Annotated in this window: 12 protein-coding genes; 7 read left to right on the forward strand and 5 right to left on the reverse strand. The window is 68.4% G+C overall.

All coding sequences use genetic code 11. The features are described 5' to 3' along the window. Positions 1-9 precede the first annotated feature (9 nt). The 3 genes from ACFU5M_RS12430 to ACFU5M_RS12440 are packed head-to-tail and all read left to right on the forward strand — an operon-like array spanning position 10 to position 15,127. On the forward strand, positions 10-1,404 hold the full coding sequence (locus ACFU5M_RS12430; protein ID WP_379048193.1) for a hypothetical protein: 1,395 nt from the start codon (positions 10-12) through the stop codon (positions 1,402-1,404). 19 nt (positions 1,405-1,423) lie between these two features. Then, entirely contained in the window at positions 1,424-3,052 is a 1,629-nt protein-coding gene (locus ACFU5M_RS12435; RefSeq protein ID WP_379048196.1) for a hypothetical protein, read from the forward strand. Between the two features lie 51 nt (positions 3,053-3,103). Continuing rightward, positions 3,104-15,127 carry a helix-turn-helix domain-containing protein gene (locus ACFU5M_RS12440; RefSeq protein WP_379048199.1) on the forward strand — a complete coding sequence of 4,008 codons (12,024 nt, stop codon included), beginning with the start codon at positions 3,104-3,106 and terminating at the stop codon, positions 15,125-15,127. A gap of 189 nt (positions 15,128-15,316) precedes the next feature. Here the strand turns inward: ACFU5M_RS12440 and ACFU5M_RS12445 are convergent, their stop codons facing one another. Beyond that, entirely contained in the window at positions 15,317-15,583 is a 267-nt protein-coding gene (locus ACFU5M_RS12445) for an alpha/beta hydrolase (protein WP_379048224.1), read from the reverse strand. After that, positions 15,580-16,005 (reverse strand): VOC family protein, encoded by a 426-nt coding sequence (locus ACFU5M_RS12450; protein WP_379048226.1) that lies wholly within the window; start codon positions 16,003-16,005, stop codon positions 15,580-15,582. The genes ACFU5M_RS12445 and ACFU5M_RS12450 overlap by 4 nt, the downstream gene beginning before the upstream one ends. Positions 16,006-16,493: 488 nt before the next feature. Here ACFU5M_RS12450 and ACFU5M_RS12455 point away from each other — a divergent pair, with 488 nt between their 5' ends. Then, the gene (locus tag ACFU5M_RS12455; RefSeq protein WP_379048202.1) at positions 16,494-17,945 is read left to right on the forward strand and encodes an amidase; all 1,452 of its coding nucleotides are present in this window, start codon (positions 16,494-16,496) and stop codon (positions 17,943-17,945) included. 375 nt (positions 17,946-18,320) lie between these two features. Here the strand turns inward: ACFU5M_RS12455 and ACFU5M_RS12460 are convergent, their stop codons facing one another. After that, positions 18,321-18,920 carry an ABATE domain-containing protein gene (locus ACFU5M_RS12460; protein WP_379048205.1) on the reverse strand — a complete coding sequence of 200 codons (600 nt, stop codon included), beginning with the start codon at positions 18,918-18,920 and terminating at the stop codon, positions 18,321-18,323. A gap of 89 nt (positions 18,921-19,009) precedes the next feature. Here ACFU5M_RS12460 and ACFU5M_RS12465 point away from each other — a divergent pair, with 89 nt between their 5' ends. The 3 genes from ACFU5M_RS12465 to ACFU5M_RS12475 all read left to right on the forward strand — a co-directional run bounded on the left by ACFU5M_RS12465 (position 19,010) and on the right by ACFU5M_RS12475 (position 21,573). Next, complete coding sequence (locus ACFU5M_RS12465) at positions 19,010-19,798, forward strand: MBL fold metallo-hydrolase (RefSeq protein ID WP_379048207.1); 789 nt, start codon at positions 19,010-19,012, stop codon at positions 19,796-19,798. 7 nt (positions 19,799-19,805) lie between these two features. Further along, entirely contained in the window at positions 19,806-21,182 is a 1,377-nt protein-coding gene (locus tag ACFU5M_RS12470) for an MFS transporter (protein ID WP_379048209.1), read from the forward strand. A gap of 214 nt (positions 21,183-21,396) precedes the next feature. Beyond that, positions 21,397-21,573 (forward strand): hypothetical protein, encoded by a 177-nt coding sequence (locus tag ACFU5M_RS12475; RefSeq protein ID WP_379048211.1) that lies wholly within the window; start codon positions 21,397-21,399, stop codon positions 21,571-21,573. Positions 21,574-21,605: 32 nt separating this feature from the next. On the opposite strand, the gene ACFU5M_RS12480 is transcribed toward ACFU5M_RS12475, so the two are convergent. Both ACFU5M_RS12480 and ACFU5M_RS12485 read right to left on the reverse strand, forming a co-directional pair. Continuing rightward, positions 21,606-23,975, reverse strand: coding sequence for a SpoIIE family protein phosphatase (locus tag ACFU5M_RS12480; RefSeq protein WP_379048213.1), 2,370 nt, complete (start codon positions 23,973-23,975; stop codon positions 21,606-21,608). Next, positions 23,975-25,161: response regulator (locus ACFU5M_RS12485; RefSeq protein ID WP_379048215.1), on the reverse strand; the 1,187-nt coding region annotated here is incomplete at its 5' end. The genes ACFU5M_RS12480 and ACFU5M_RS12485, both read right to left, overlap by 1 nt.

The following is a 25,161-nucleotide window of genomic DNA, read 5'->3' on the forward strand; positions in this document are numbered from 1 at the left end:
GAGAGTGCCGTGACGCAGGCCTGGGATGAGGATCTCGCCGCATTGGCCGATCGAATCGCGCAGGGGTTGCGTGAGGTGGCCCCGCCCGGGTGGCAGCGGCTGGAGGCGTGGTTCGCGATGACCGTGGTCGCCGAATCGGCGCTGCTGGTGGTCGACGACGGTATCCGGTCGTTCCGGTGCCCGGCACCGGATGCGGTGTGGTCTGCGGTGCGTCGGCATCGGCGGGTGTCGGCAGGTACCGACGGCGGGCCGTGGTGGCGGCTGCTGGTGCGCATCGACGCGGACGGCGTCGAGGCCGCTGCCGATCACGGCGCGGTGCCGTTTCCCGGCGAGCAATTGTTCGCACCGGAGGCCTATCTCGCCGACTTGGAACACTATCCGCGGGATCGGCTGCCGGTGTGGCTGGCGGCCTACCTCCGGCGCGGCGAACGGCGGACGCGGCCGCCGCGCGCGGCCGCCGACGCGATGCGCGCGGACCAGCGTGCGGGTTTGCGGGCGGTGCCCGTGGATGACGAGTTGCCGGAGCTGGCCGTGTTGTGGGCCCGGTGGGCCGTGCTGGCGGCAGCCTTCGTCGCGGTCGGGTCGGGGCAGGGGCCGCGGATCGGTCCCTCGGTGGGCATCTTCGAAGGCGCGGGACGCAGCGGTTCGACGTTGACGCTCCTGCCGGGTGACCGGGCCGTGCTCTCGGGTGGTGTGTGGGATGCGCCGGTCCTGGACGCCGCGTACAACAAGGGTGCGGCGATGCCGGAACTGTTTGCGGGAGCGCCGGATTGGGTGGCGGACCCGGTGCTCAATCCACGGACGGCAACCGGTTTGCTCTCGTTTTGTTACTGGTGGGAGGCCGGTCGGTGGTACCGGGGTGAGTCCGCGCCGATCCCGGAGTGCGCGCCGGCGCTGCCCGCGGTGTGGACGGTCGGCACCGTCGCGGGTGTCGTCGGCAACCTGCTGGACGACCGGTCGGGTGGTGTATCGGGCAGGGCCGAACTGTTGGTATCGGCCGCGCAGGCCGGTGCGGTGACTCGCGAGGCGATCGTGCAGGTCTTCGGTGACGGTGACGGCACCGACATCGATGGTGCGATGTTCCAGTTCGTGCTCGCCGATCTGGACGCGAACCACGCCGCGGGGATCGGCGAAGCCGATGCGCTCGACCTCGTCCGCGATCACATCCGGCGACAGGGTTATGACGCTGCGGGATACCCGCTGGCGACGTTGCGGGCCGATCGCATCAGTGTGGGCTGGTTGGTACGTTCGCCGGTGCTGGACGGCAAGATTGCTCTGGACCGTGCGGTTTTCTATGTCGCCGACGATGGCGTTGTGGAGCGCTCGACGACGGCGGAGCCGTTGTCGGTGTTCGTCACCGGTTTCGAGCGACGGTTCCGGTTGCGCGGCAACGGCCGAGCCTGACCGGTAGGGGGGACGCGACGTGAACGGTGAAGTTCGGTTGGATCCGGACCGCCTGCGAAATCAGGGCGCTCGGCTGGCCGAACTAGGGGACCGCGTGGGGCAAACCTACGCGGGACTGCGCGATTCCCTTGCCCACGCCGAAGGCAGTTGGGGTGACGACGACCTGGGTGTCGCGTTCGCCAGGGAATTCAAACCGCATGCCGACCAGTTGCTGGTCAACCTGCGGGCGATGGAGGAGAGCCTGCACAGCACGGCCGCCGGAATAGCGGACGCCGCAGGCCAATTCGAAGTACAGGACCGGTTCGCGGCCGGCCGGGTCGGCACTGCCGCCGACGAGCTGGACCCGATCGGCGGGCCGGCGCAGTTGTGGCAGGACGGCAGCGCGGGCACGTCCTCGCCCGCGGGCGTACAGCGACCCGTGGCGTCCGATCCCGCCGCGCCCCTTCCGGCAGCAGCGGCCCCGGCCTATCCCACGGACCGGGCCGACCCCACCGAACGCTCCAGCCCCGGCGAGTCGCGGACACCGGACGCGTCAACGGGACGCTCCACGCCGGAAGGCGGTCCGCAGCGGGATCCGTCGGGTCCGCAAGGGGATTCCGGTGTAGGCGGACCGGGCAGAGGCAACTCCGGCAAGCCTGCCGAAGACTCCGGTCGCCGCCCTCCGGCCTCCTCGGTGATCCCTCCGGATGCCACCCGGAATGCACCCCGTGCCCCAGTGGGGAAACAGACAGAGGCCGGCCCACCTGGCGGTGCTGGGCGACGAGACACCCCATGGTCCGGGCAGCCGCCCAGGACGGCAGCACCACCCGGTGGGGCCCAGCCGAGACCACCGAGCGCGTGGTCCGGGCAGCCGCCCAGAACAGCCGGGCCACCCGCGGGCGCCCAGCCGAGACCACAAGGACCTCGGTTCGGATCTCCGCCGCGGACGCGGAATCGCGCCGACGAATCGCCGCGCGGGCGCGATCGGCGTCGCTCGGGCGCGCCCCCGGTGACCGATCCCGTGGTCGGCTGGCTGGCGCGGACGCTGGCCGAGCATCACGATTTGCGAGTGGCCGGATTCGATACCCCCGGTCTGCAGGTGCCGATCGTGCGAGAGTTCGTGGGCGCTGTAGACCGGGTGCTCACCGACTACCCGGTGATCGCTCTCGATGTCGTCGCGGTGGCAGAACTCGACGCCGAATCGGGGCCGGTGTTGTGGAGTCTCGATCCGCGCGATGAGCGGAGCATGGGCGGTCGGTCGATCACGCTCGACCTGCGGACCGCGCAGGAGTCGAGGCGAGCGACCGGATCGGCGGAGTCCGGCGCCGAGTCGGCGGACCTGGAAATCTATCTGGCGACGCTTTGTGAATTCGGCCGGGCACTCGACTTCGCCGGGGACGGAATCGCACGCAGGCAGGCGCAGCGCGTCCTGATCGCGGAGTATCTGCGTCTGGAGGCGGAACCCGACGCCACACTCGGCGAGACGGTCAGCGGTTACCGGCACTGGCGTGCCGAGTTGACCGGGGCCGCCGCGGACGCAGGCGGGTTCGACGTGAGCCGCGCCCTCGGCGTCGCGTTCGCCGATGTCGTGCTGCACGGCGAGAAGGCGAGCCCCCAGGCGCGAGCACTCCACGCGGTGCTGGTCGACGCGACGTCGCGGCGGGGGTAGGCGGTGCCGGCGGACGGTTCGTGGTCGCTGAACCCGGTCGTGGAGCTGCGCATGTTGTTCGAGGGTCTGCCCACCGTGGTGCGGGGCCCGATCGAACTGGTGGTCTTCGGGGGAGACCTACCGCGTGCCGATGTGTCCGGGATGCGGTGGATGGCCGCGGAACTACGAGCCAAGGCCGCCGCCATGAACGATCACGCGGAGGACGCGAAAGAAATACTGGCGCAGGAGGATTCGCTCGGCGCGTTGGGCGACCGAGTGCGCGAGATGTTGCATCTGCACCACGAGGGAGCGGCCAGGCTGCGGGAGGAAGCGCTGGCCCTGGCCGATCAAGCGCACGCGGCCGCCAACGATGCGGAGAAGACGCTGTGCGTGATGTTCGCGTTCGGCGTCGAGCTGGCCTGGCGCATCATCGCGACGCTGTCGGCGGCCGCCGCGGCCGGTCCGGCCGGAGAGCTCGCGGCGGCTCCGGTGGTGGAGTCGATGCTGATCGAGGGCCGAGGCAAGGTCGCGCTGATGCGCGCGGGCTTGGAGCAGGCCTACAAGGTGAGCGCGGCGAACACAGCGACCCGGCTCTCGGCATTGGGACCGTACCGGTTCGCCATCACGGTCGGCACGGCGGCCGCGCTGCCCGCGAGTGTGGATCTCGGGGCACAGTTGATGCAGGTCGCGTCCGGCGACCGGAACCCGACTGTCAAGGGGCCGAACGGGGAGAACCCGAGGGGCATCGATCTGCTGTCGATCGAAGCCGCAGCGGTTTCGGGCGCCGGGGGCGCGGTAGGCGGCATCGCCGCGGGCGTGCTCGCGCCCAAGATCCTTCCCCGGCTGGAGACCAGCCGCTCGGCGCTCGGACTTGTGCAGGGTGTCGCGGGCGCGGTGTCCGGTCTGGGGGCGGCCGCGTTGATCACGGGCTGGCCGGAACACTTCGAAGACGTCCTGGCGTCGCTGCTCAGTGGCGGATTCGCCGGAGTCGTGGATGTCCACGGTCGCGCCCACCCGGATCTCGGGGGCTCACCCATCGGGGAAGTGGTCGACGGCAGCGGGGCCTACATCCCTCCCGATCCTTCCACGGTGAGTCTCAGCAAGGATGCCGTGATGCGGCTGGCGGGGGCTCCTCAGGGTACGAAATCGCTGATGCCCGTTCCGGTGGACAGCAACGGCGGCGCCGACGCGCAGCCCGCGAATTCGGCCGCGCCCGGCCACGCTATGGATGCCGGAGCATCGCAGCCAGGAGATATCCCGGTTTCATCGGCTCCGCCGGGCGCAACGGGTGATGGACAGCATGAGCCGGACGAGTCGGGAGACCCGGCGCGGCACTTCACCGATTCGGGATCGGGGGAACCGGCTTCGGTCCCGGACGAACATGCGAACCGTCCGGCGAGCGTGGACGGGCAGCCGGGTGAGCCCTCGGCCGGGCAGGGAGGTGACCGGGCAGCGGCAGACCATGCCGGCGATCGAGAGTCCGAGGTAGACCTTCCCGCCGGTAGCGATGAGCCCTCCGGTGGCGGTGCGCAGGCCGGTGGGGATGCGCCGGGCGGTAATGGCGCTGCCCAGACCGGCGCTCCTGCGCGCGCCGGTGATGCGCCTGGCGATGGTGCGCATGATGGCGGCGCGGTGCACGATGGCGACGGCAATGCGCAGACCGGCGACGGTGGGCAGGACGGTAGCGGCGGCGATGCGCCGGCAGACAGTGGGCAAGCCGGTGGCGGTGGGCACGGCGGCGATGGCGGCAATGCGGAGGCCGGTGGTCACGGTGTTGGTGGTGCGGAGGCCGGGGGCGCGGCCGCCGGCGCGGTCCTGTCGGCCGCGGACGGCGACCACTCCGGTTCGCAACCGCGGCAATCGGCAGATCACGCCGAGGCGGACGCGCATGCGGCCGGTGGTAACCGTAGCGCCCGGGCTCCGGTCGGCGACGGCGCTGGGCCCGAGTCGGCGATAGCGCGGCCGGGGCAGGGGCCGGCGAAGGTCGATCCGCCGGTGGAGGCGGGCAATGCGCCCGCCCGCCATGGCGCGGGTGGCGAGGGCCCCGCCCGGGTTACGGCACCGAAGCCGGCGGACGCACCGCCAACGCTCGAGCGGCCTGCTGTGGCGCACTCCGAGGATGCGCTGCCCACCGACGCTCGCCCGCCCGTGCACGCCGGACCCGACCACCCGGCGGCGGAGCTGGCACAGGAGCTGGCGATGCTGCCGTCGGCGGATCCGGCGACGAAGCAGGACCTCACCGCGGAGCAGCAGGCGCAATTCAAAGCCGCGGCGAAGAAGGCGCTGGCGCTGTATCGGCTACGGCACGAGGAGCTGGCCGGTGAGTCGTGGGAGCAGCGTAGAAACACGATGGAGCAGGGCGATCGGGTGGAGTCGCTGCTGCGGTACATCGACGCGATGCGCGAGGGGACCGGGAAGACGCCGCGGTGGAATCAGGTCAAGGCGTTCCTGCTCGGCGAGCACGGGTTCATGCGTCAAATGGGCACGGGGCAGGGCAAGTCCATGGTCGGTGCGCTGGATACGTTGCGGCAGTTGTCGCGTGGCGAGCCGGTGGAGACGGCGAGCGGCAAGCCGGTGCGGGTGCATCATGTGATCACCACGACCGAGGTGCTGGCCAACGAGGGGGTCCGGGAATTCGCGCCGATGCTGCGCAGTCTCGGGTACGAGGTCGCACGCTGGGATCCGCACAATCCGCCGGGAGACGCGGAACGCCCGACCGTGTACTACATGACCTACGACGAGCGCGCGACCGCCGAGTTGTTCGACCGGCCGCCGCCGGGGAAGACCGCGACCATCGATGAGGCGGACGCCGTGCTGGTGCACAACCAGACGGTGCACTACCAGTCGGAGGGGCAGCGGGAGCAGGCCTCGGAGGTCGAGGCCGCCGGGGTGTACCGGGTGCGTGACTTCCTGAAAGCGGTCTTGCGGAGCAGAATCACGGCGGCGAAAGACCTGTCGGTGCATCTCGAAGAGGCATTCCACGAGGGGCCGTTGACGGCGGACGAGGCCGGGGCCGTGCGGGCGCTGTCGGCGGAAGAGTTCGCAGCGGCCAGGACGCTGACGGCGCGGTCGCTGCGCGAGCAACCCGAGCAGTCCCTCGCCACGGTGAGCCGGTTGTGGGAAAGATACGCGGGGCGGAAATTCACCGCCGAGGAGACCGAGATGGCCCGCGCTTTCCTGGATGTCAAGGCGGGCCGGTTGAAACTGAATCGGGACTTCCAGATCTTCGGAACGGATTCCGAGAAGAAGGTACAGATTCTCGACGAGTACGGGAAGCCGCGGAGCGACCCGAAGATCGGCACCGAGAGCCGGTGGTTCGGAGGCCGCCACAAAATGGTGGAGGCAATGTTCGATGCCCCGGTGTATTCCGACGGTACGGGATCGAAACAGGTCACCGTGGAAGACGTCTTCGGTGGATACGAACATCTGCATCTGATGTCGGGCACGCTGGAGCGGACCGCGGCGGAGATCAAGGAAAATTTCCCGGTCCAGGGCGGTTTGGCGAAGGTGGAGGACTTCGGCCGGTCGAAACTGGTGGGGGAGGAGGATCGGATATTCCTCACGCAGCCGGAGAAATTGCGGGACGCGGTGGACCGGGTGCGGCAGTTGCAGGCCGAGGGTCGGCCGGTGCTGGTGATCTGCCCGTTCAACGATCTGGCTCGGAACTTCTCGCTGATGCTGACCAAGGCGGACGTGGAACACCATGCGATCGACGCCCGGTGGTTCGCCGAGCACCGTGACAACAACGCCGCCGAGGAACACCTGCTGTCGGTCAAGGACACCGCGGGCGCCCGAGGCACGGTGACCGTCGGCACGGGGATGCTCGGCCGAGGTTTCGACGTGTCGATCAGCGACGAGGTCGATCGGCTCGGCGGGGTGCACGCGCACATGCTGGGGCGTTCGCCGACCAATCCGGACGAGGACCATCAGTGGTCGGCGCGCGCGGGCCGCAACGGCCGCAACGGCAGCTTCTGTTTCAACGTCGCCGCGTCCGACCGCCTCTACAGCGAGGCGCAGCAGCACGGTGCGCGGGTAGCGGTCACCCACTATCGGGCCGCGGTGGCCGAGCACGCCGAGGCCTCCGCGGAATACACCGAAGCCGCCCGTCAAGCGGGCGATAAGGATGCGGCACAACCCACAGAGGTCGTGCAGGCGGCGCGCGCGAAGATGGCGGCCACCGCGGCCGATGTCGCCGCGGCCGAGCGGGAGATGCGCAGCTTGACCTCCCCCCTGCAGAACGACGCGGCCGATCGCACGTATCTGGAGCGTGCGATGCGCCGCGCCGATCAGGCCCACGGGCCCCCGACCGCGGGGGTTCCCACTGCTCCCTCGGCGACTTCGCCCCAGACCGCCAGTGCTCTGGGGTTCCTCGATGCCGGACCGGGCATTGCCCATCCGGCCGCGGCTCTCGGCCAGGCCGGGGCAGACGCAGGCCGAACCAGGTCGGACACCGGCCACGCCGGGTCGGATGTGGACCGTGCCGCTGCGGAGACCGTGCACTTCGGGCCCGACGCCGTCCAACCGCACCTGCGGGGGGACCGGTTCGCCCGACTGGCCGGGTGGTTGGGGATCCCCGTATCGGTGCAGGCGGCCGCCGCCGCGTTCGACACCGACGATGACGACGACCCGTTGAGCCGGCTGCTGGAACGCGCAGGCGTCTCCTCCGCTGCCGTGGAAGCGCTGAACCAGCACCTCGACCACGCCCCGCCCGCGGCGGTGTTGCAGTCGAACGCCCTCTCCGACGAGCAAGTGCTCAATCATCTGACGCCGCAGCGCAATCGGCTGGCAGCCGAACTCGGCTGGGACCCCGCGCAGGTCGCTGCCGCGGAGGGTGTGCGCCAGGTCGGTGCCGCCCTCGGCACGGCCCGTGAAGAGCTGGCGGCCCTACTGGACGTTCCGGTCGGCGAGGTGAACGCCGCCACCGCCCGCGACGTGCTCGCCGAAACGGTCGGCCGCCTGCTCGCCCCCACCGAAACTGCCGACGACCCGTCCACCGAACTCCTCGTGCTGGCCGCCTCGACTTACCTGGCCGTCAGCGCCCTGCTCGATCTCACCGTCGCCATCCACCAGCGCAGCCCGAAGAGCTGCGTCAACAACGGAGTGACGATGATGCGGGTGCTGTACCCAGACAACGAGCACGCCTACCACATGCCGGACGACCAGCCATTGCGCGGTCACGACGCCGAAGACACGGAGCGGGCCTTCGGCGGTGCCTTCCGGGCATTCGGGTCGCTGAACAAGGCCGCCGCAGCGCTGGAAGAGCGGCCCGGGGGTAGCCAGGCGCTGGTCTACAGGTGGATGAACAAGGGGCAAGTCGAAAGCCACCTGGTGCTGCTGGTCAACGACAGTGACCGGGCGGATGCCCCGAACCTGGTGGTCCTGGACATCGCGGCCGCCGCAGGAGAAGCTCCGATCAGCCCCGCCGATCTGGCCGAACCCCGCGCGCTGCTGCACAAAGCCGTCCCGTTCGAGCAATGGCAGCGCGAACAGCAACCGTTCATCGACCAGCTCGACGAGGCCGACCGGGACGTCTTCGCAATCGAATTCGACAGTATGGGCCAACCCGTCGCCCGCCTGTCCACGACACAGCGTCCGGTTGTGTCCGACCGAGGCCCCGGCTCGTCCTCGCCATCACTGTGGTCGAGTCGTGCTCCACCACTTCGACGGGACCAGTTCGGGCTGGCAGGCCATCGCACACCACGTGACGATCAGCCTCCGGACAGCATCCGCGCGGCCATGCCTACCCCCGAAATCCAGCGGGGTCCCGAGGCCGTGCCGCAGTCGGGTCGACACGTCGTTCCTGTCGGCAGCGAGTCCGAGCGGATCGCGACCCTGCCCGAATTCACACCGGCGGTGACCGCTGCGGTCCGATCGCTTCTTCCCGACATCAGCGCGACGACGACCGCCGACAGCGACGCTGCCGGACACCGGCCCACCGGGTCGGACCGGATCGACGGCTATATCGGCAGCCGGCCACCGGAAGAGAGCGGGTCCGATGACGTCGTGTCCGCCGGTCCCGACTTCCAGGACCTCGTGCTCGCAGGCAGGTCGTCCGGAACAGCGGAACGTTCGCTGGTCGAGGAGGCGCCGGGGGTGCGGGTCGAGGCGGTGACCTTCGGCAACGGCACGCGTGTGTTCGCGGAGACGTACGCCGACCCGGTCGCCGCTCTCGAGCAGGTGTTGCAGCGGAAGGTCGCCGCGATCATGGACGCCCCGGTCGGGCGTACCTGCCTCATCCTGGAGGACGACACCGTCTATCGGGAGATCACTCCCGGGCAGCCGGGCGACAGCCTGCAAGCACCGGTCCGCGGGATTCTCGACTCGCGCTCGGCCGGGCGGCTCGGCCTCTTCGACGCGGTGACCAGGACGAACCGCGCCGCACGAGACTGGAGTGTCGGCCCGGACAACGAGGTGCGGGGTGGTCGCGCGCCGTCCGCGATCGACGCGACGCCCGCCGGTGTGTTCGCCGCGATGTTCGTTCGGCAGATCGATGACCGTGAGGTGTGGCAGCACCACGGCATGCCGAGGTCGGAGCTCTCGGCCATTCGGGAACGGGTGGCGTACCTGCAATCGTGGATTTCGGATCTTCCGATACCCAATCAGTACAAGCCCGCGCTGCATCAGATCCATGGCCGGTACATGGACGCGCTGGCGGAGGTCGAGTGGCGCGCCGTGCGTACGCCGGGCGAGATATCGCATCGCGCCGGGCTCGACGTCGAAGCGCGGGCCAAGGCGCGGCTGGTGGAGGCGTTCGTCCTCGACTACCCGCACATCACGATCGTGGGATTCGACCATCCGGATGTTCCCGCCCACGTCGTCGAGGAGATCCTCGGCACCCTGGACGAGATGCTCACCAGGTTCCCGGGCCGTACCAATATCCGAGGATTGTGGATCGATTACCTGGGCAACGAGATGGCCGGGGCCGCATCCTTCGCCCAGCGCGACTCCGAATCGACATTCCGAACCGTGGGAATACAGTTCAGCCTGCGCAATGCGAGCAGGCCGGCGTGGACGGTCGAACGCGGTATCGAGATGCGGGAACGCGGTTTCAATCCGATCGGGGACCGTCCGTTCCATCACGATGCCGTCCACGAATTCGTCCACGCGATCGATGCCGTGGAACTCCTGTCGCCGCGCCTGCGACAAGTGCTGGACGAGACCTGGTCCCGGCTCCACGAACTGGGCCTGATCCGAGAATCCGAGCAGACCTGGCTCGCGCGACTGCCCGTGTACGCCTTCGCCGACGAAACCAAGGCGCAGCTCCGTGCACACGAGGCCCTTGCCGTCGGGTTCGCCGAGACGGACATCCACGGCGCGGCGGTCGGCACACCCCAGTGGGCGATCCACGAGTACGTCACCACCGGTCAGCCACCTCGGATCACCCCGGACCTCGACGTCGGTTCCCCGGCGCAGCGGAATCGACTCGGGAGCCGGCCGGACACGGGTAACCACGGATTCATCGGCAGCAGACCGCCGGAGCGCACGCCTGAGCCGCTCGATTCGTGGCCGACGGGGTTCACCAGCGATGTACGCGCACTCAACGAGGCGGTGCGGGCCGGGCGGGGACCGCTTCGTGGCGAGCATTTCCCGGTGCCGGGACTGCGGATGAGGAGCAACGATCCGGGCAGGAACGCGGCCTTGCGGGTGTTCTCGCTCTGGCAGGCGTACGTGGCCAATCGCGGATTGGGAAAGCTTGTCAGCCGGTGGGATCCGAAGGTGACTCCGGCGGTGCGTCGCAGGGTGCTGGCGGAGCTGTATTTCTGGATATCGCAACAGCGCTACCTGCGGCAGGTCTGGGCCGTCGGGCGGGACCCGAGCGTGGTGGGGGAACACGGGGAAAGTCATCCCGACTACTTCCGCACCAGGCTGGGCGACGACGCACCCAATATGGACATGGTGGGTCACATGCCGGGTCTGCGTGCCGGGGTTCGCCGCGATCCGTGGACCGGGAAGTGGCACGGCGGCGTCGGGACACCGGCGTTCTGGACCACGCTCGCGATCGGCCGAATCGTCAGAAGCCGGATGGACGCCGAGGCGTCGGGTAGCACGGTGTTGCAGAACATCGTGGAGCTGCCTGGTGGCGCCCGTGTCGACGGGAACGTCCTGTGCGCGCTGGAGCGTGGCCGGTTCGCGATCGAGACCGCGCGGGCCGATGATCAGCGGACGATCTTCGATGCCGCCTTGGCCGAACTGGCCGCGGCGCTCGACCAACGTTCGCCGGAGCTGTCCGGCGAGGTGCTGAGGCGTTTGGCCAACGCGGTCTACCTGCTGTTCCAGGCGCCGCTGATGACACGGGGCAGCGATGCGACGATCCGGACGTTCGCGGCGACGGTATTCACTTTCGCCTTCGGCCTGCCGTTGCGCCTGCCGCACGACATCGATCTGCAGGCCATGTCGAGACGGCAGTCGGATTTCGTCGAGTGGTTCACCGGAGTGCTCGATCGCGGTGTGCGCAGGGGTGGCCAATCGGACGCGGCGGATCGACCGGACGCACGGAGGACGGGCGAGGAGGGCCGTCCGGCCGGATTCATCGGCAGCCGTCCTCGGGAGCAACCTGATCCGTCGTTGGACGCCTCGCGGGGCGCGTGGCTCAAGGCGTTGCGGCTCGAACAGGGGATGAAGCAGAAGGACGTCGCGCGAGCGGCGGGCTTGACCAATGCCGCACTGTCGAATATCGAGAACGGGCGCCGGACGTCGCTCGGCACTTTTCAGCAGATCTGCCGCGTGCTCGGAGTCGGAGGTTCGGCGCTGACCGAGGCCACTCGGCGGTTCTATCCGGATGTCGAGCTCGAAACGGATGCTGCCGCGCATGATTCGCCGGGTGGCTGGATCGCCGGGCATCGCAATGCCCGAGGCATGACCAAGGCGGATCTCGCCCGCGCGGTGGGAGTGTCGCCGACACGGATCGGGGAGATCGAGAACGGTGATCGCCCGCCACCGAACCTTTTCTTCCGAATCGCTCGAACATTGGAGGTGGGACAGCAAGCGCTGGCAGAGGCTACGCGTGACCTCTATCCGGATCTCGTGCTCGATCTCGATCCGAACGCGCACGATCCCGCGTCACCCGGCCGCTGGATCGTGGCGCTGCGGCACGACCGGGATGTAACCCAGGCCGAGGTGGCACGAACGGCAGGCACGTCGGCGGGCTACCTCGCCGGAATCGAAGGCGGGGAATACACTCCGACTTCGATCATCTTCCGGCGGATCTGTCGGGCGTTGGAAGTCGCGCCGGAACTGCTCGGCACGGCCACACACCATTTCTATCCGGATCTCGAACTCGATCTCACGCCGGACACCCATGATCCCGCGTCACCCGGCAGCTGGATCGTGGCGCTGCGGCACGACCGGGACATGACCAGGACCGACCTGGCGAAAGCGATAGGACCCGGCTGGGGTCATCTCGGTCACATCGAGACCGGGAATTATGTGCCGAGGTTCGCGGTCTTCCGACGAATCTGCGAGGTATTGAGGATCGACGACGAACTGCTGCGGGTGGCAGCCGGGCATTTCTATCCGTACACCGATCTCGACCTCGAGCCGCCGGCACAAGACCTCGGCAGGTGGATCACCGCGCTGCGCCACGACCGGGACATGAGCCGCGCCGAACTCGCCCGTGTGACCGGCCTGTCCACAAAATATTTGGCGCAGGTGGAGACCGAGAACCGCCGACCGCGGTACGGCACGTTTCGGCGAATCTGCCGCGGGCTGGGAGTCTCGGGTGGCCCGCTGATTCAGGCGGTTCGGGACTTCTACTCGGATATCACCGCCGATATCGATCCCGCCGCACACAGATCGCTGGGACGTTGGATTGCGGCGCTCCGTTTCGACGAGGAAATGTCGACTACGGAACTCGCTCGACGAATGCAGATACCTCGCAGGTCTCTCTCCGATATCGAGAACGATCGCTATCTTCCCCGGCTGCGCAGACTGCGGCAACTGTGTCGAGCGCACAGCGTCGGTGGCGAGTTATTGCTGGAGATCGTCGAGCGGTTCTATGCGGATCGATACGAGCGATCCGGCTATCGAGACGAAGAAGAACTGTTCCAACGGTATACGGTTACTCGGGTCGGTTCACCTGAAGAAAGAGCGGCCCAGAACGAGATTTCCGAGCGATTTGCCTGGGTGCCGAAGGCAGTGGCGCGTCGCGAAGCCCCGGATATTCGCGACGAGGCGGTGCAGGCTGCCTGGATCGGGATGCTGAGCGCGATCGCCAACCACATACCGTCCGCGTCGTTCGCTGCTCATGCGTGGGCCAGTTGCCGCGCTGCGGTGTTCCGATACCGTCTCGCGCTTCGATTCCCCGATCTCGACAACCGCACACAGAAGCTCGTCAGCACCGTGGAAGCGCAGATCCGCAGGATGGATTCCGCGGGCGCGGCGCTCGAGGACGCCGAGATCGCGCGGCAGGCGGGATTGACGGTGCCCGATGTCGCGCTGGCTCGGGAGATCCTGGCTCGCCCCGTTCTACGGCTCGGTACGCCGATCGGCGGAAACAACGGGTCACCGCACCGGGACGTAGCCGATCCGGTTCCCGCAGGGTTCTCCGACACCGATTTCACCGAAACGGTCCGCTCCGCACTGGCCGACATGGCCGACCCCGCCACCGCGGAGCGGCTGGTCATGCTGCACCTGGTCGAGGGCAAGTCCTTGGCTCGCACCGCCGAACGGCTGGGGTTGCCTGCCGCTACCGCGGCGGATGTCCTCGCCGATGCGGTCGTCCGATTGCGCGGCGCGTTCGACCATCGTGAACCCACCGATGTCAGTGCAGGCGAGCAGAATCGGGTGACGCCGTGGAGCAAGGCGAGGGCAGAGCCGGATCAGCCGCCGACTCCATCGGTGCCGCGCGACGAATCCGCGCCAGGCGAGGGCACGACCAGGCCGGGCGGATTCATCGGGGCCAGACCACCGGAGCCGGGTGAGTTCGCTCGGAGGCCGGCATCGGAGCAGACACCGGGGACGACGCCGTGGTCGCGGTCCTCGGACACTGACGCACACGATGTTGTCGGCGGCGAGGGACAAACCGCCGAGCTGTTCACGGCCGGTACAGCGGAATCACATGTGGTAACCGCGCCGCCCCGCGTCGTGGAGTTCTCGCTCGGGCACTTTGGCGGGTACATCGGCAGCCGCCCGGAGGACTCCTCCGATTCGGAGCCACCGGCCTTGGCGCCCCAGGAGAAATCGGCGCCGTCGGCAGATCCGGCCGCATTGCCGCCGTCGGGTCCGGACGAAGGTCGGCGGGCGCAGCGGGGCGCGGGCGCGGTCCCGAAGCGGTTGCCGACCGAGGAGTCCGCCGCCGCTGCACCCGCCGGGTCGGCTCCATCGGCGGTGTGGCCCACACCGAACGGCGCCGAGCCGTTCCGGCGTTGGTTGAAGGCCGCCCGTCTGGCTCGCGGACTGACTCAGGCGCAATTGGCCACTCGCATAGGTGTGCCGAGTTCGGCGACATATATCGGCTCGCTGGAGCGTGGCGTGACGATCACGCGGGATATGGCGGTGCGTTTGTTGGACGGTCTGGGTGTTCCCGACGAGGTCGCCGAGGCAGTGCTGCGAGCGTACTTCCCGGACGCAGACGTCGCGCTTCCCGATCCCCGGTCCGACCGGTTGCGCCATCCCAAGGACTGGATCATCGCCGCTCGCACGAGTAGGGGAATGTCACGCGCCGAGCTGGCCGCGCGCGCAGGTGTCGGCCTGACCGGTTTGAGTCAGAAGGAGCGCGCGGAAAACCCCCGAGGAGAATCCGCCATCAGCCCGGAATACGCGCTGCGCCTACTCGCCGGGCTGGACGCCTCGAGCGATATCGCCGCGGAGTTCATGAGTCGTTTCTATCTCGGATGGGAAGCCGAAGCAGCCGACGAGCCACGAAGCACCCGGCCTGGAGGTTTCATCGGCAGCCGGCCAGCGGATGACGCGCTGGGGGAGCAGGGGCGTGCCGGAGCGGACGCCCACGACGATCTCACCGGACCGGTCGAGGCGCGTACCGGGCTGCCCATCTACACCCCACCCGATGCCGAGACGCGCATGCGGGCGGAGCGGGTATTGCGTGAGCATTCGGGTGACGGGGCGAGCCGACCAAGGTCCTCACCATGGACGCCGTGACCGTCGAGGTTGTCACCGAGCCACCGCACAGGGAGCGGATCCCGCTACTGTGCTGCTCGCCGTCGACCTCACCGCCGACATCGATGACGGATGAATGCATCACGCGTACAGCAGTAATGAATGCCGTCTAGCAGCTCCGACCACTATCCGACCATCACCGAGACGATTGCCGCACTGCTCGCGACCGCGCTAACCACCAGCGGTGCAGCTCAGGTCCGCAGAGGGCAGGGTGAGATCGGTGAGGTATCGGAGCACCGGCACATCGACGCAGGCCACGCCGCGGTTCACCACGCCGTGCTGCACGCCTTGGTAGGTGATCAGCACGGCTTCGAGCGCGCGCGAGAGATTCACGCCGCTCTGATATGGCGTCGCGTCGGATGATCGGGCTCGCCGCGGACAGATGTCGTCTTCCTCGCCGGTTCGAGTCGCCGAGCGACGGCCCTCGGCAATCTTCAGCTGAGCTGCTCGGCCAGCCCGACGATGATGCCCTCAGGACCACGGACGTAGCAGAGCCGGTAAATCTGCTCGTACTGCTCGAGCTCGCCGACGAGTTCGGCGCCGTGGGTGCGAAGGCGGGCGAGAACGTCCTCGATGTCGTCGACGGCGAACATGATGCGACGAATGCCGAGCGTGTTGGCCGGAGCGTCTTTCGGCTCAGCCCTGATCGCCTCGGGCGTGTGGAACATCGCCAGCTCGACCCGACCGTGGCCGTCCGGGGTCCGGAGCATCGCGACGTCCTGTCGCACATCATCGATTCCGATGACACGTTCCACCCAACGTCCCTCGACCGGCCCCTTGCCTTCCAACTCCATACCGAGTTCGACGAAGAAGTCGATAACAGTGTCGAGGTCCTCGACAACAATGAGCACGTTGTCCATCCGCTGAATCGTCACAGCCTTGTTCTCCTCTGCTTTGTAAGGCCTCGACTCGGCTCGGTCGGGCACGCTGGTAGTGACGGACGAGCACACGGAAACTCATCGGCAGCGGCGTGGCGGGAGTCCGCGTGGCAGCAGGCGTTCCCGGCCCACACCTTCGTGTTCGCAGCCTCGCCAAGTGCGCGGGTGTCCGATGAAGGTCTCCTGAACTTCCAGGCCGACACCGATCCCGCGGCACGTCGTCATGGCCGGCGGTTGGGCGAATATTCCGGGGCCGGGGGAACATGAAAAGTATTGAGACATCCATCCCATTGCACGGAGCGGCATTTCATGGCTTGTGCCAGTTGAGTTAACCCAGTGTCGACGCTGTGACCTGGGGTAGACCGTCTACGAAGGCAGAACGAGTGAGCGACTTCGGCGGCCTGTTCGACTTTTCCGTTGTGTGAATCGGCATTTTATGGCTTCTGTGGCGCGCCGATACCGTCGGATTCATGGAATGGAATCTTCAGTCGGCAGAAGAACTATTGGCGGCGTTGCGGGCCGGTGAGGTGACCTCGGTGGAGCTGACCGACGAGGCGATCGCTCGTATCGAGCGGGACGACAAGGTGATCAACGCGATCTGTGTGCCAAATTTCGACCGTGCGCGGGCCGCCGCAAGCCGCGCCGACCAGGCGCGCGCCCGCGGCGAGGATAGGCCGCTGCTCGGCATCCCGGTGACGGTCAAGGAGTCCTACAACATGGCCGGGCTGCCCACGACCTGGGGCATGCCGCAGCACGCGAACTATGTACCGGCCGAGGACGCGGTACAGGTGTCACGACTCGAGGCTGCCGGCGCGGTGGTGCTCGGGAAGACGAATGTGCCGTTGGGGCTGCAGGATATCCAGAGCTTCAACGAGATCTACGGCACCACCAAAAATCCGTGGGATCACGAGCGCACGTCGGGCGGTTCCTCCGGCGGATCGGCAGCGGCCCTGGCGTGCGGATTCGGTGCGCTGTCCATCGGCTCCGACCTGGCCGGTTCGCTGCGCACCCCCGCGCATTTCTGCGGTGTCTACGCACACAAGCCGACGCTCGGGCTGGCGGCGACCCGTGGCATGGTCGCGCCGCCCGAGCCGGCACTGCCGACCGATCTCGACCTCGCCGTCGTCGGTCCGATGGCACGCACCGCCCGCGACCTCACGCTCCTGCTCGATGTGATGGCCGGACCGGACCCGCTGACGCACGGCGTCGCGTACGACTCGAGCCTGCCGCCCGCGCGCCACGAGCGGCTTTCCGACTTCCGTGTTCTGGTCCTCGACGAGCATCCGCTCATTCCCACCGGGTCCGCTGTGCGGGCAGGTGTGAACCGGGTGACCGACACGCTGATCGCGGGTGGGGCTCACGTCGAACGGCACAGTCCGCTGCTGCCCGACCTGACCGAGGCCGGGACGCTCTATACGCAGTTCTTGTTTTCGGGCTCCGTTGCACGTTTTCCCGTCGAAGGGTATGAGCAACTGCGGACCCGCGCCGCCGGACTGAGCGCAGACGACCAGAGCCTCGACGCGGCGCGGCTGCGTGCCATGGTGTTCAGCCACCGCGACTGGATCGAGACGAACAACCGTCGCGAACTCCACCGCCACGGCTGGCGGCAGTTTTTCGCCGAGTTCGATGCCGTGGTGTGTCCGATTACGCCGACTCCCGCGTTCCCGCACGACCACAATCCCGATGTGCTGGAACGCCGGATCGATATCGACGGCGCCGAGTACCCGTATTTCGACCAGTTGGTCTGGGCCGGTCTGGCGACCATGCCCGGCCTGCCCGCCACCGCCATACCAACGGGCCTGTCCCCTGAGGGCCTGCCGGTGGGCGTGCAGGTGATCGGTCCGATGTTCGAGGACCGCACCTCGCTGCGGCTGGCCGAGCTACTCGAGCAGAAGATCGGCGGCTTCCAGGCACCGAAGTAGGGCGTAGTACCGGGTATCCGTCGAGGACGAGGTGCGGATGACGAACGACAACAGAGCACGGTCGACTAGTTCACCAGGGTGGGGTCCACATCGGCCGCCTGTGCCACGGCTCGGACGATCCCGGCTGTCTCGACGCCGTTCCCCCTGTGGCCGCCGCGCAGCTAGATCGCCGATGGCGTTCCGGGCGATAACGCGGAACTCGCTTCGGATCATCGACGGCGTTGTCGATGAGTTCGGTGCCGACGTAGTTCGGGGAGATCGACGTCGTTCGCCGAGCCCGTCGGTGCTCTCCTGCCGCAGGCCCTCCAGCAGCGTGCGGACCGCGTTCTTCGTGTCGGCGAACCCCCGCTTGGGTGGGGGACGATTCTCAGGCGGTCAGTCCACCTTCGACTTGGCGCGGGCGTAGGCGCGGGCCGCGCGCACGCGGTCGCCGCAGCGCGTTGAGCACCAGTGACGGCGGCCGTGGCGGATCAGGTACCGATTGCACGGGACGGAATCGCAGGTGGTCAGGAAATCGGCGTCGGAGCCGGTGAGCAGGTCGGCCGCATCCGCGGCGAGCGTCGCGAGCGCGCGGTCGAGGATCTCGTTGGGTGGACACACCGCAGCGCGGTAGGGGCCACTCATCTCATCCCACAACAGCAGGGCGGCCGTTGAGGTCCGGCTCAGCGCGTCGTTGACGGCGGACAGCGCTGCGGGCAACACGGGCTGCCGCGCGACACGGGCGGCGAACAATGCCCTGACGTGTTCGCGCAGCACGCGCAGCTGCGTCGCGCACATCTCCTGCACTCCGGCATCGGCAGGCGCGAGGCCGCGTTCGGCGAGCCACCGATTCGTCGATTCGGGGGTACCGAGCAGATCAATGAAATGCCCACCGGGCAGCACATAGGCGCTGTCGGCGAAGTCGAGAGCAAGGTACTGCTCGGCCCCCGGTGCGGGGGGCAACGCGGCGGCCGGGGTCTCTCGCGCGGCTCTCATAACTCTCATGTTACTGCTTGCTTTTATCCGTGATAACGGCCTACCGTATCTCACGGATATGTACCGTTTCATCCGTGAGGAGCTTGCTAGTGACTTTTGCAGGCACGACCGCTCAGCAGTTCTGCGTCCGCGTTTTCGGCGGTGCGACCGCCCTCTTCGAATACGGCGGGCTGAGGTTCCTCACCGACCCGACCTTCGACACGCCCCGCGACTACCAGCAACCCGGCGGCGTGCTGACCAAGACCGCGCCGGCCGCCGCCTCACCGCCCGACCTCGGCCGCGTCGACGTGATTCTGCTCTCGCACGATGAGCACCCCGACAACCTCGACGACTCCGGCCGTGCCCTGCTCGCCGACGTGCCGCTCACCCTCACCACGCCGGGTGGCGGGCAACGCCTCGGGAACGGGGCCAAAGGCCTGGTCGACTGGGAGTCGATCGAGCTGGATCGCCCCGGTGGCGGCACGATCGCCGTGACGGGCGTGCCCGCGATCCATGGGCCGGGTGCACGCGAGGAGGTCGAACCGATCACCGGCCAGGTTGTCGGATTCGTATTGACCGGGGAAGGCCTGCCCACCGTCTATGTCAGCGGCGACAACGCCTCGCTCACTGCGGTCGAGGAGATCGCCGAGCGTTTCGCGCCGGTGGACACCGCCATCCTCTTCGCCGGAGCGCCCCGCTTCTCCGTTCTCTTCGACGGTGCGCCGATCGTCCTCGACAGTACCCAGACCGCCGAGGCCGCCGAGCTCCTCGGCGCACGTCGCGTGGTTCCCGTTCATTACGAGGGTTGGGCTCACTTCACCGAAGGCCGTGCCGAATTGGTCGCGGCTTTCACTGCTGCCGGACTCCGCGACCGCCTTGACCTGGGCGAGCTGGGCTGACTCTCTCGTGGCCACTTCAGTACCTGCCCGGATCGACGATCTCCCCGGCCTCCAGGCGCAGCGCCGCACCCTGTTCGTCCTGGTCGCCGCTCAGGCGCTGAGCGGCGCGGGGCTGGTGGCGGGCGTGACCGTCGGTGCATTGCTCGCGCAGGACATGCTCAGCTCAACCAGCCTCGCCGGTCTGCCCAGTGCGCTCGGCACCGCAGGCTCCGTGCTGGCGGCCGTCACAGTCGGACGAATCTCGCAAGCCCGAGGCCGCCGACCCGGCCTGGTCGCCGGGTATCTGACCGGTGCCATCGGCAGCGTCGGAGTCATCGCGGCCGCTGTCGCGGACAACACGATCCTGCTGTTCGTCGCGCTGTTCGTCTACGGCGCCGGCACGTCCACCAACCTGCAAGCCCGGTATGCCGGAGCCGATCTGGCCGGCCCCGAGCACCGCGCCCGTGCCGTGTCCACCGTGCTGGTCGCCACCACACTCGGCGGCGTCGTCGGCCCCAACCTCACCGCGCCGACCAGCGACCTCGCACACGCAATTGGCATCCCCCACCTGGCCGGTCCGTTCCTGCTCGCCAGCACCGCATACGCGTTGGCAGCCGTGGTGCTGGCCATCTGGCTGCACCCCGACCCGCTACTGCTTGCCCGCAAACTCGAGGCCGAACGCATTGCCGCACAGCCTGATCATGCTGACGGCCTGCCACGCCATCCGGTCGAAAGGCGCAGCTCCGGCGTGTTGGTCGGTGTGATGGTTATGGTGCTCACCCAGTTCGTGATGGTCGCGATCATGACCATGACACCCGTCCACATGCACGACCACGGCCACAGCACCGCCGTCGGCGGCCTGGTCATCGCCGTCCACATCGGCGCGATGTACTTGCCATCGCCGCTGACCGGCTGGCTCGTAGATCGCTACGGCCCCTTCATCATCGCCGCCGCCTCCGGGCTGACCCTGCTCGGCGCCGGAATCGTCGCCGCCTGTGCCTCCGGCAACTCCGTCGCCCTATTGACGGCGGCACTCACGCTGCTCGGTCTCGGCTGGAACTTCGGCCTCGTCGCAGGCACCGCAATCATCACCGACGCCGTGCCGCTGGTTGCCCGCGCCAAAACACAAGGACTGGTCGACGTCACCATCGCCATCGCGGGCGCCACCGGCGGCATGGCCTCAGGGCTGGTCGTCGCCGCTGCCGGCTACCCCGGGCTGGCTATCGGCAGCGGCATCCTGGCACTGACAATCGTGCCCGCGGTCGCCGCCGCCGCACGCAAATCCCTACCCGGCTGGGCGATGTTCCAGGCGGCGCATGGCACCGACAGCGCACGACCGGCCGTAGCCGATCCTCACACAGCAGTCAGCAGGACTTCGAAAACCGAAGGTGACTGCACGGAGTGATGCTCGGTCCGTCGATCGAGGGTACGGCCGCGGCGGTCCGTGCGGGGCCGGCCACACATCCCGCTCAATCCCGCACACACCCCCGAGATCAACGCACGAAGGACGGAGGTCGGCCCATCTCGGTGCTACTCCGCTATCGCTGTGCGGCTGCGACGGTGCGTGGGTCGGTCGATTCGCGAATCTCCGGGACGGCAGGGGGAATAGTGTGCCCTGTATGGATGTACGGGTCGGTGACAGAGTGCGGCTGGTCCCCGGCGGCCGGCAGGTTTTCCGGGTGCGCGGGATCGTCGACGTGTTCGCGCTCATCGCCACCGAACCCGATCTCGATGGCGGTCGATCGTTCGGGGTGCTGACCGCGAGCTTGATCCCGATCGATGTACAGGAAATATGAGCGCTCGCGCTTCCGGTGCCAGCCCTCCCTTCTCACTCGATGCTGTCGCCCCGCCCCACTTGGATGCCCACCACGCAGGTGTCGTCGTCGGTGTTGGCGTCGCTGTGATCGAGCAGGTGGTCCAGACGGTCGTCGAGGCTTCCGGTGAACTGGGCCGACACGGCGAGTAACCGCTCTATGCAGTCGTCCAAGAGTCGGTCGCGACGCTCGATCAGCCCGTCGGTGTAGAGCAGGAAGATGTCGTCCGGTTCCAGCTGGAGTTCGGCTTCCTCGTATGTCGCCTCGGCCACCGCGCCGAGCAGCATCCCGTCCGGTGGTGGCAGGGCGGACGCCTGGCCGGCGCGCACCAGCACCGGCGGCAGGTGGCCCGCGCGAGCCCATCGCAGAACCCGCGTCTGCGGGTCGTAGAGGCCACAGATGGCGGTGGCGTAGATGTCGTCGGTCAGGTGATGTGCCACCAGATTCAGCCAGGTCAGCATCTGCCCGGGCATGGCTCCGGTAGCGGCGAGGCCGCGCAGAGCATTGCGCAGGACGACCATCCCGGTGGCCGCCTTGATGCCGTGTCCGGTGATGTCACCGACTGATACCAGGATCTGCTTGGACGGCAGCGTTACCGCGTCATACCAGTCGCCGCCGACTACATAGTCCTGGTCGGCGGGCTGGTAGCGCACCGCGATGCGCAGGCCGAACGCCTCGATGGACGGCTGGGCAGCAGGCATGATCGCCTGCTGGAGCTGTAGCGCCAGTCGGCTCTGCTCGGCGGCCTGCTGCTCGGTGTGCGCGAGGCGGTCTTGGGTGGCCGACAGCGCGACCTCGGTCCAGTGCTGGGCGGAGATGTCCTGATATGCGCCGCGAATCGCGAGCAGATGTCCCGCCGTGTCGACTATCGGTTCGGCGATGATTCGAATGTGGCGGGCGTCGCCGTTCGGCCGGATCAGTCGGAACGCTGTGGAGGCCGAGCGACGGTAGCGCAGCAGAGTTCGCAGGAATCCCCGGACCGTCTCCGCGTCATCGTCGTGAACGTGACCGGGCAGTTGCGCGACAGGGATCGGGTCCGCGGCAGGCTCCAGCCCGTAGAGGGCGTACAGCTGGCTGCTCCAGGTGATTTCGCCGGTGGCCGCGTTCTCCTCGAACCCGCCGACGCGTCCGAGGCGCTGGGCGTGTTGCAGCAGCGCCGCCAGCCGAGCCGTCTCGTCCTCCATACGCCACACCACGAGCACGGCGTCACTATGACGGCTGATGCTGAGCGCGGCCGGGACGGTCAGCGGTACCTGGCCGACCAGTTCGGTCAGTGTCACCCGCTCGGCGCGGTAGGTCTCGCCGGTAGCGAAGACGTGCTCGATCCGCTCGAACAGCTGGCTCCCGCCCGCGGCCATCGGATACATCTCGAGCAGCAACGTGCCGTCGATCAGGCCGCGTGGGCGGCCGGCCGGGTCGATGAAGCAACCGTTGACGTGGTGGATCCGGAAGTCGGCGAGCGCGCCGTCGTCGCCGAGGTGAGGCAGCAGCACGAGGGCCGGGTCGAACAGGCTGTCGGCCAGCAGCACGAGGTCGGCGACGCCGGGCCGGTCCGGCGACTCCATGGTGGACAGGTCCGACTCCAGAGTGTGTGCGCACAGCTCTGCCAGCGCCTCCAGTTGCCGCTGTACGCGAGGTTGCTGCGGTTCGAGGGGCTGCGGCCAGCACACCTCCAGCACTCCGATCAGCTTGCCGCCGATGCCCGCGGGGATCGCTGCCCGGCCGCCGACACGGTCACCGATCGACGGTAGCCCCGAGGAGCGCAGGTCCTCGATCCACTGCGCTTGGCGTTGGACCAAGGCCTGGCGCGCCAGGGTCACCACTCCGGGTGGCACGTACCGCCATCGTTCGGCCTCGAGCAAGTCGATTCCGGCGAAACCCACCAGGGACAGCGATGCATCGGGGCCTGCGGACCAGATCGCCACTGCCGTGGCACCCAATGGCGCCACGGCATGCTCGAGGACCGATTGCGCGACGCGTTGCGTGTCGCCCGCCGCGAGCAACCCGCTCTCGGCGGTACGCAGTCGCACGGCTGCTGAGATCTTCTCCGGCGTTGCGGTGCGCAGCAGGAACTCGTCCGCCACCGCGGTGACTTTGTCTTGTGCGGCCTGGTTGACCAGATCGACAGCCACCTCCAACGAGGTGACACCCGCCTGCTCGGCCAGGGCGTCGAGCTGCCGGGCCGCCGCGGCGGGCCCACACCGTAGCCGTTCGACCAGCACGCCTTTCGCCATCTCGATCAGCGCCCGGCCGTCGGCGGTGGCCTGAGCATGCTGAATCTCCGTGCGCAACCGCTCCACAGTGGCCGCGAGGCGGGTGACGGCGGGCTCCGCAGCCCGGCCGGCGTTCGGTGTTGCGGCGGCGGAGGCGTCCGAGTCGGCCATCAGGCGCCCAGCCACTGGTGGATGCAGGCGAGCAACGCGTCGGCGTCGACCGGCTTGGTGACGTAGTCGTTGGCGCCGGACGCGAGGCTCTTCTCCCGGTCGCCCAGCATGGCCTTGGCCGTCACGGCGATGATCGGCAGATCGCGGTACTGCGGCATCTGGCGGATCTTCGCCGTCGCGGTGTAGCCGTCCATCTCGGGCATCATCACATCCATCAGGACCAGGTCCGTCTCCGAGTGCGCGAGGAGCATGTCGATACCCTCGCGTCCGTTCTCGGCGTGCAGCACGATGACGCCGTGCAGTTCGAGAATGCTGCTGAGCGCGAACAGATTACGGGCGTCGTCGTCGACGATCAGCACCGTGCGGCCGACGAGCTTCCCGTCCGGCCGCTGCGGCGCGGCGATCGATGTCTCTTCTCCGCGGACCAGGGGCAGTACGTCACCGGGCGCCTCGGCGGTAACGTGCAGGGCGATCCGCTCCCGCAGTTCGTCCAGACTGGACAGCAGCTCCAGCGGCCTGCGCACGGTGCGCTCCTGCAGCAGGCGCTCCTGCTCGGAGTCGAGTCGACGGTTGTTGTGGGCGAGTACCGGGACGGTGCTCATCGCCGGGTCGCCGTCCATCGTCTCCAGCAGCCGCAGCGCGGCGCTGTCGGGCATGTCCAGCTCGAGAACCACGCAGTGGAACACCTCGGTTGCCATCGCCGCCGCCGCTTCCTGCACTCCGATCGCCGTGACGAGCTGGACGGGACCGCGTGGGTCGTTGCTGTCGGCAAGATCGGCCACCGCGCTCTGCGCGACCAGTGACAGCAGGCCCTGCGGGCGTTCCTCCACGACCAGCAGTCTGCGGTGCTGCTGTGGCGTGGCGGGGACGGGCGTGTGTTCGGGGTGGCTGGCGGCCTGCTGCACGTCCTCCCGCTCGGGATGTGGCGTCTCCTGGAAATCCGGCCGGGCAACAGGAAGGTACAGGGTGAACGTGCTTCCCTTACCGGGCTTGCTCTCGGCGGTGATCGCGCCGCCGAGCAGATAGGCGATCTCCCGGCTGATCGACAGGCCCAGGCCGGTGCCACCGTATTTACGGCTGGTGGTGCCGTCGGCCTGCTGGAACGCGCCGAAGATCGTCTCCAGCTGGTTTTCGGTGATGCCGATGCCGGTGTCTATCACCCGGAAGGCGATGGCCGGGCCGTGCC

Source organism: Nocardia sp. NPDC057455, assembly GCF_042802775.1.
In the GTDB taxonomy this organism is placed as follows: domain Bacteria; phylum Actinomycetota; class Actinomycetes; order Mycobacteriales; family Mycobacteriaceae; genus Nocardia.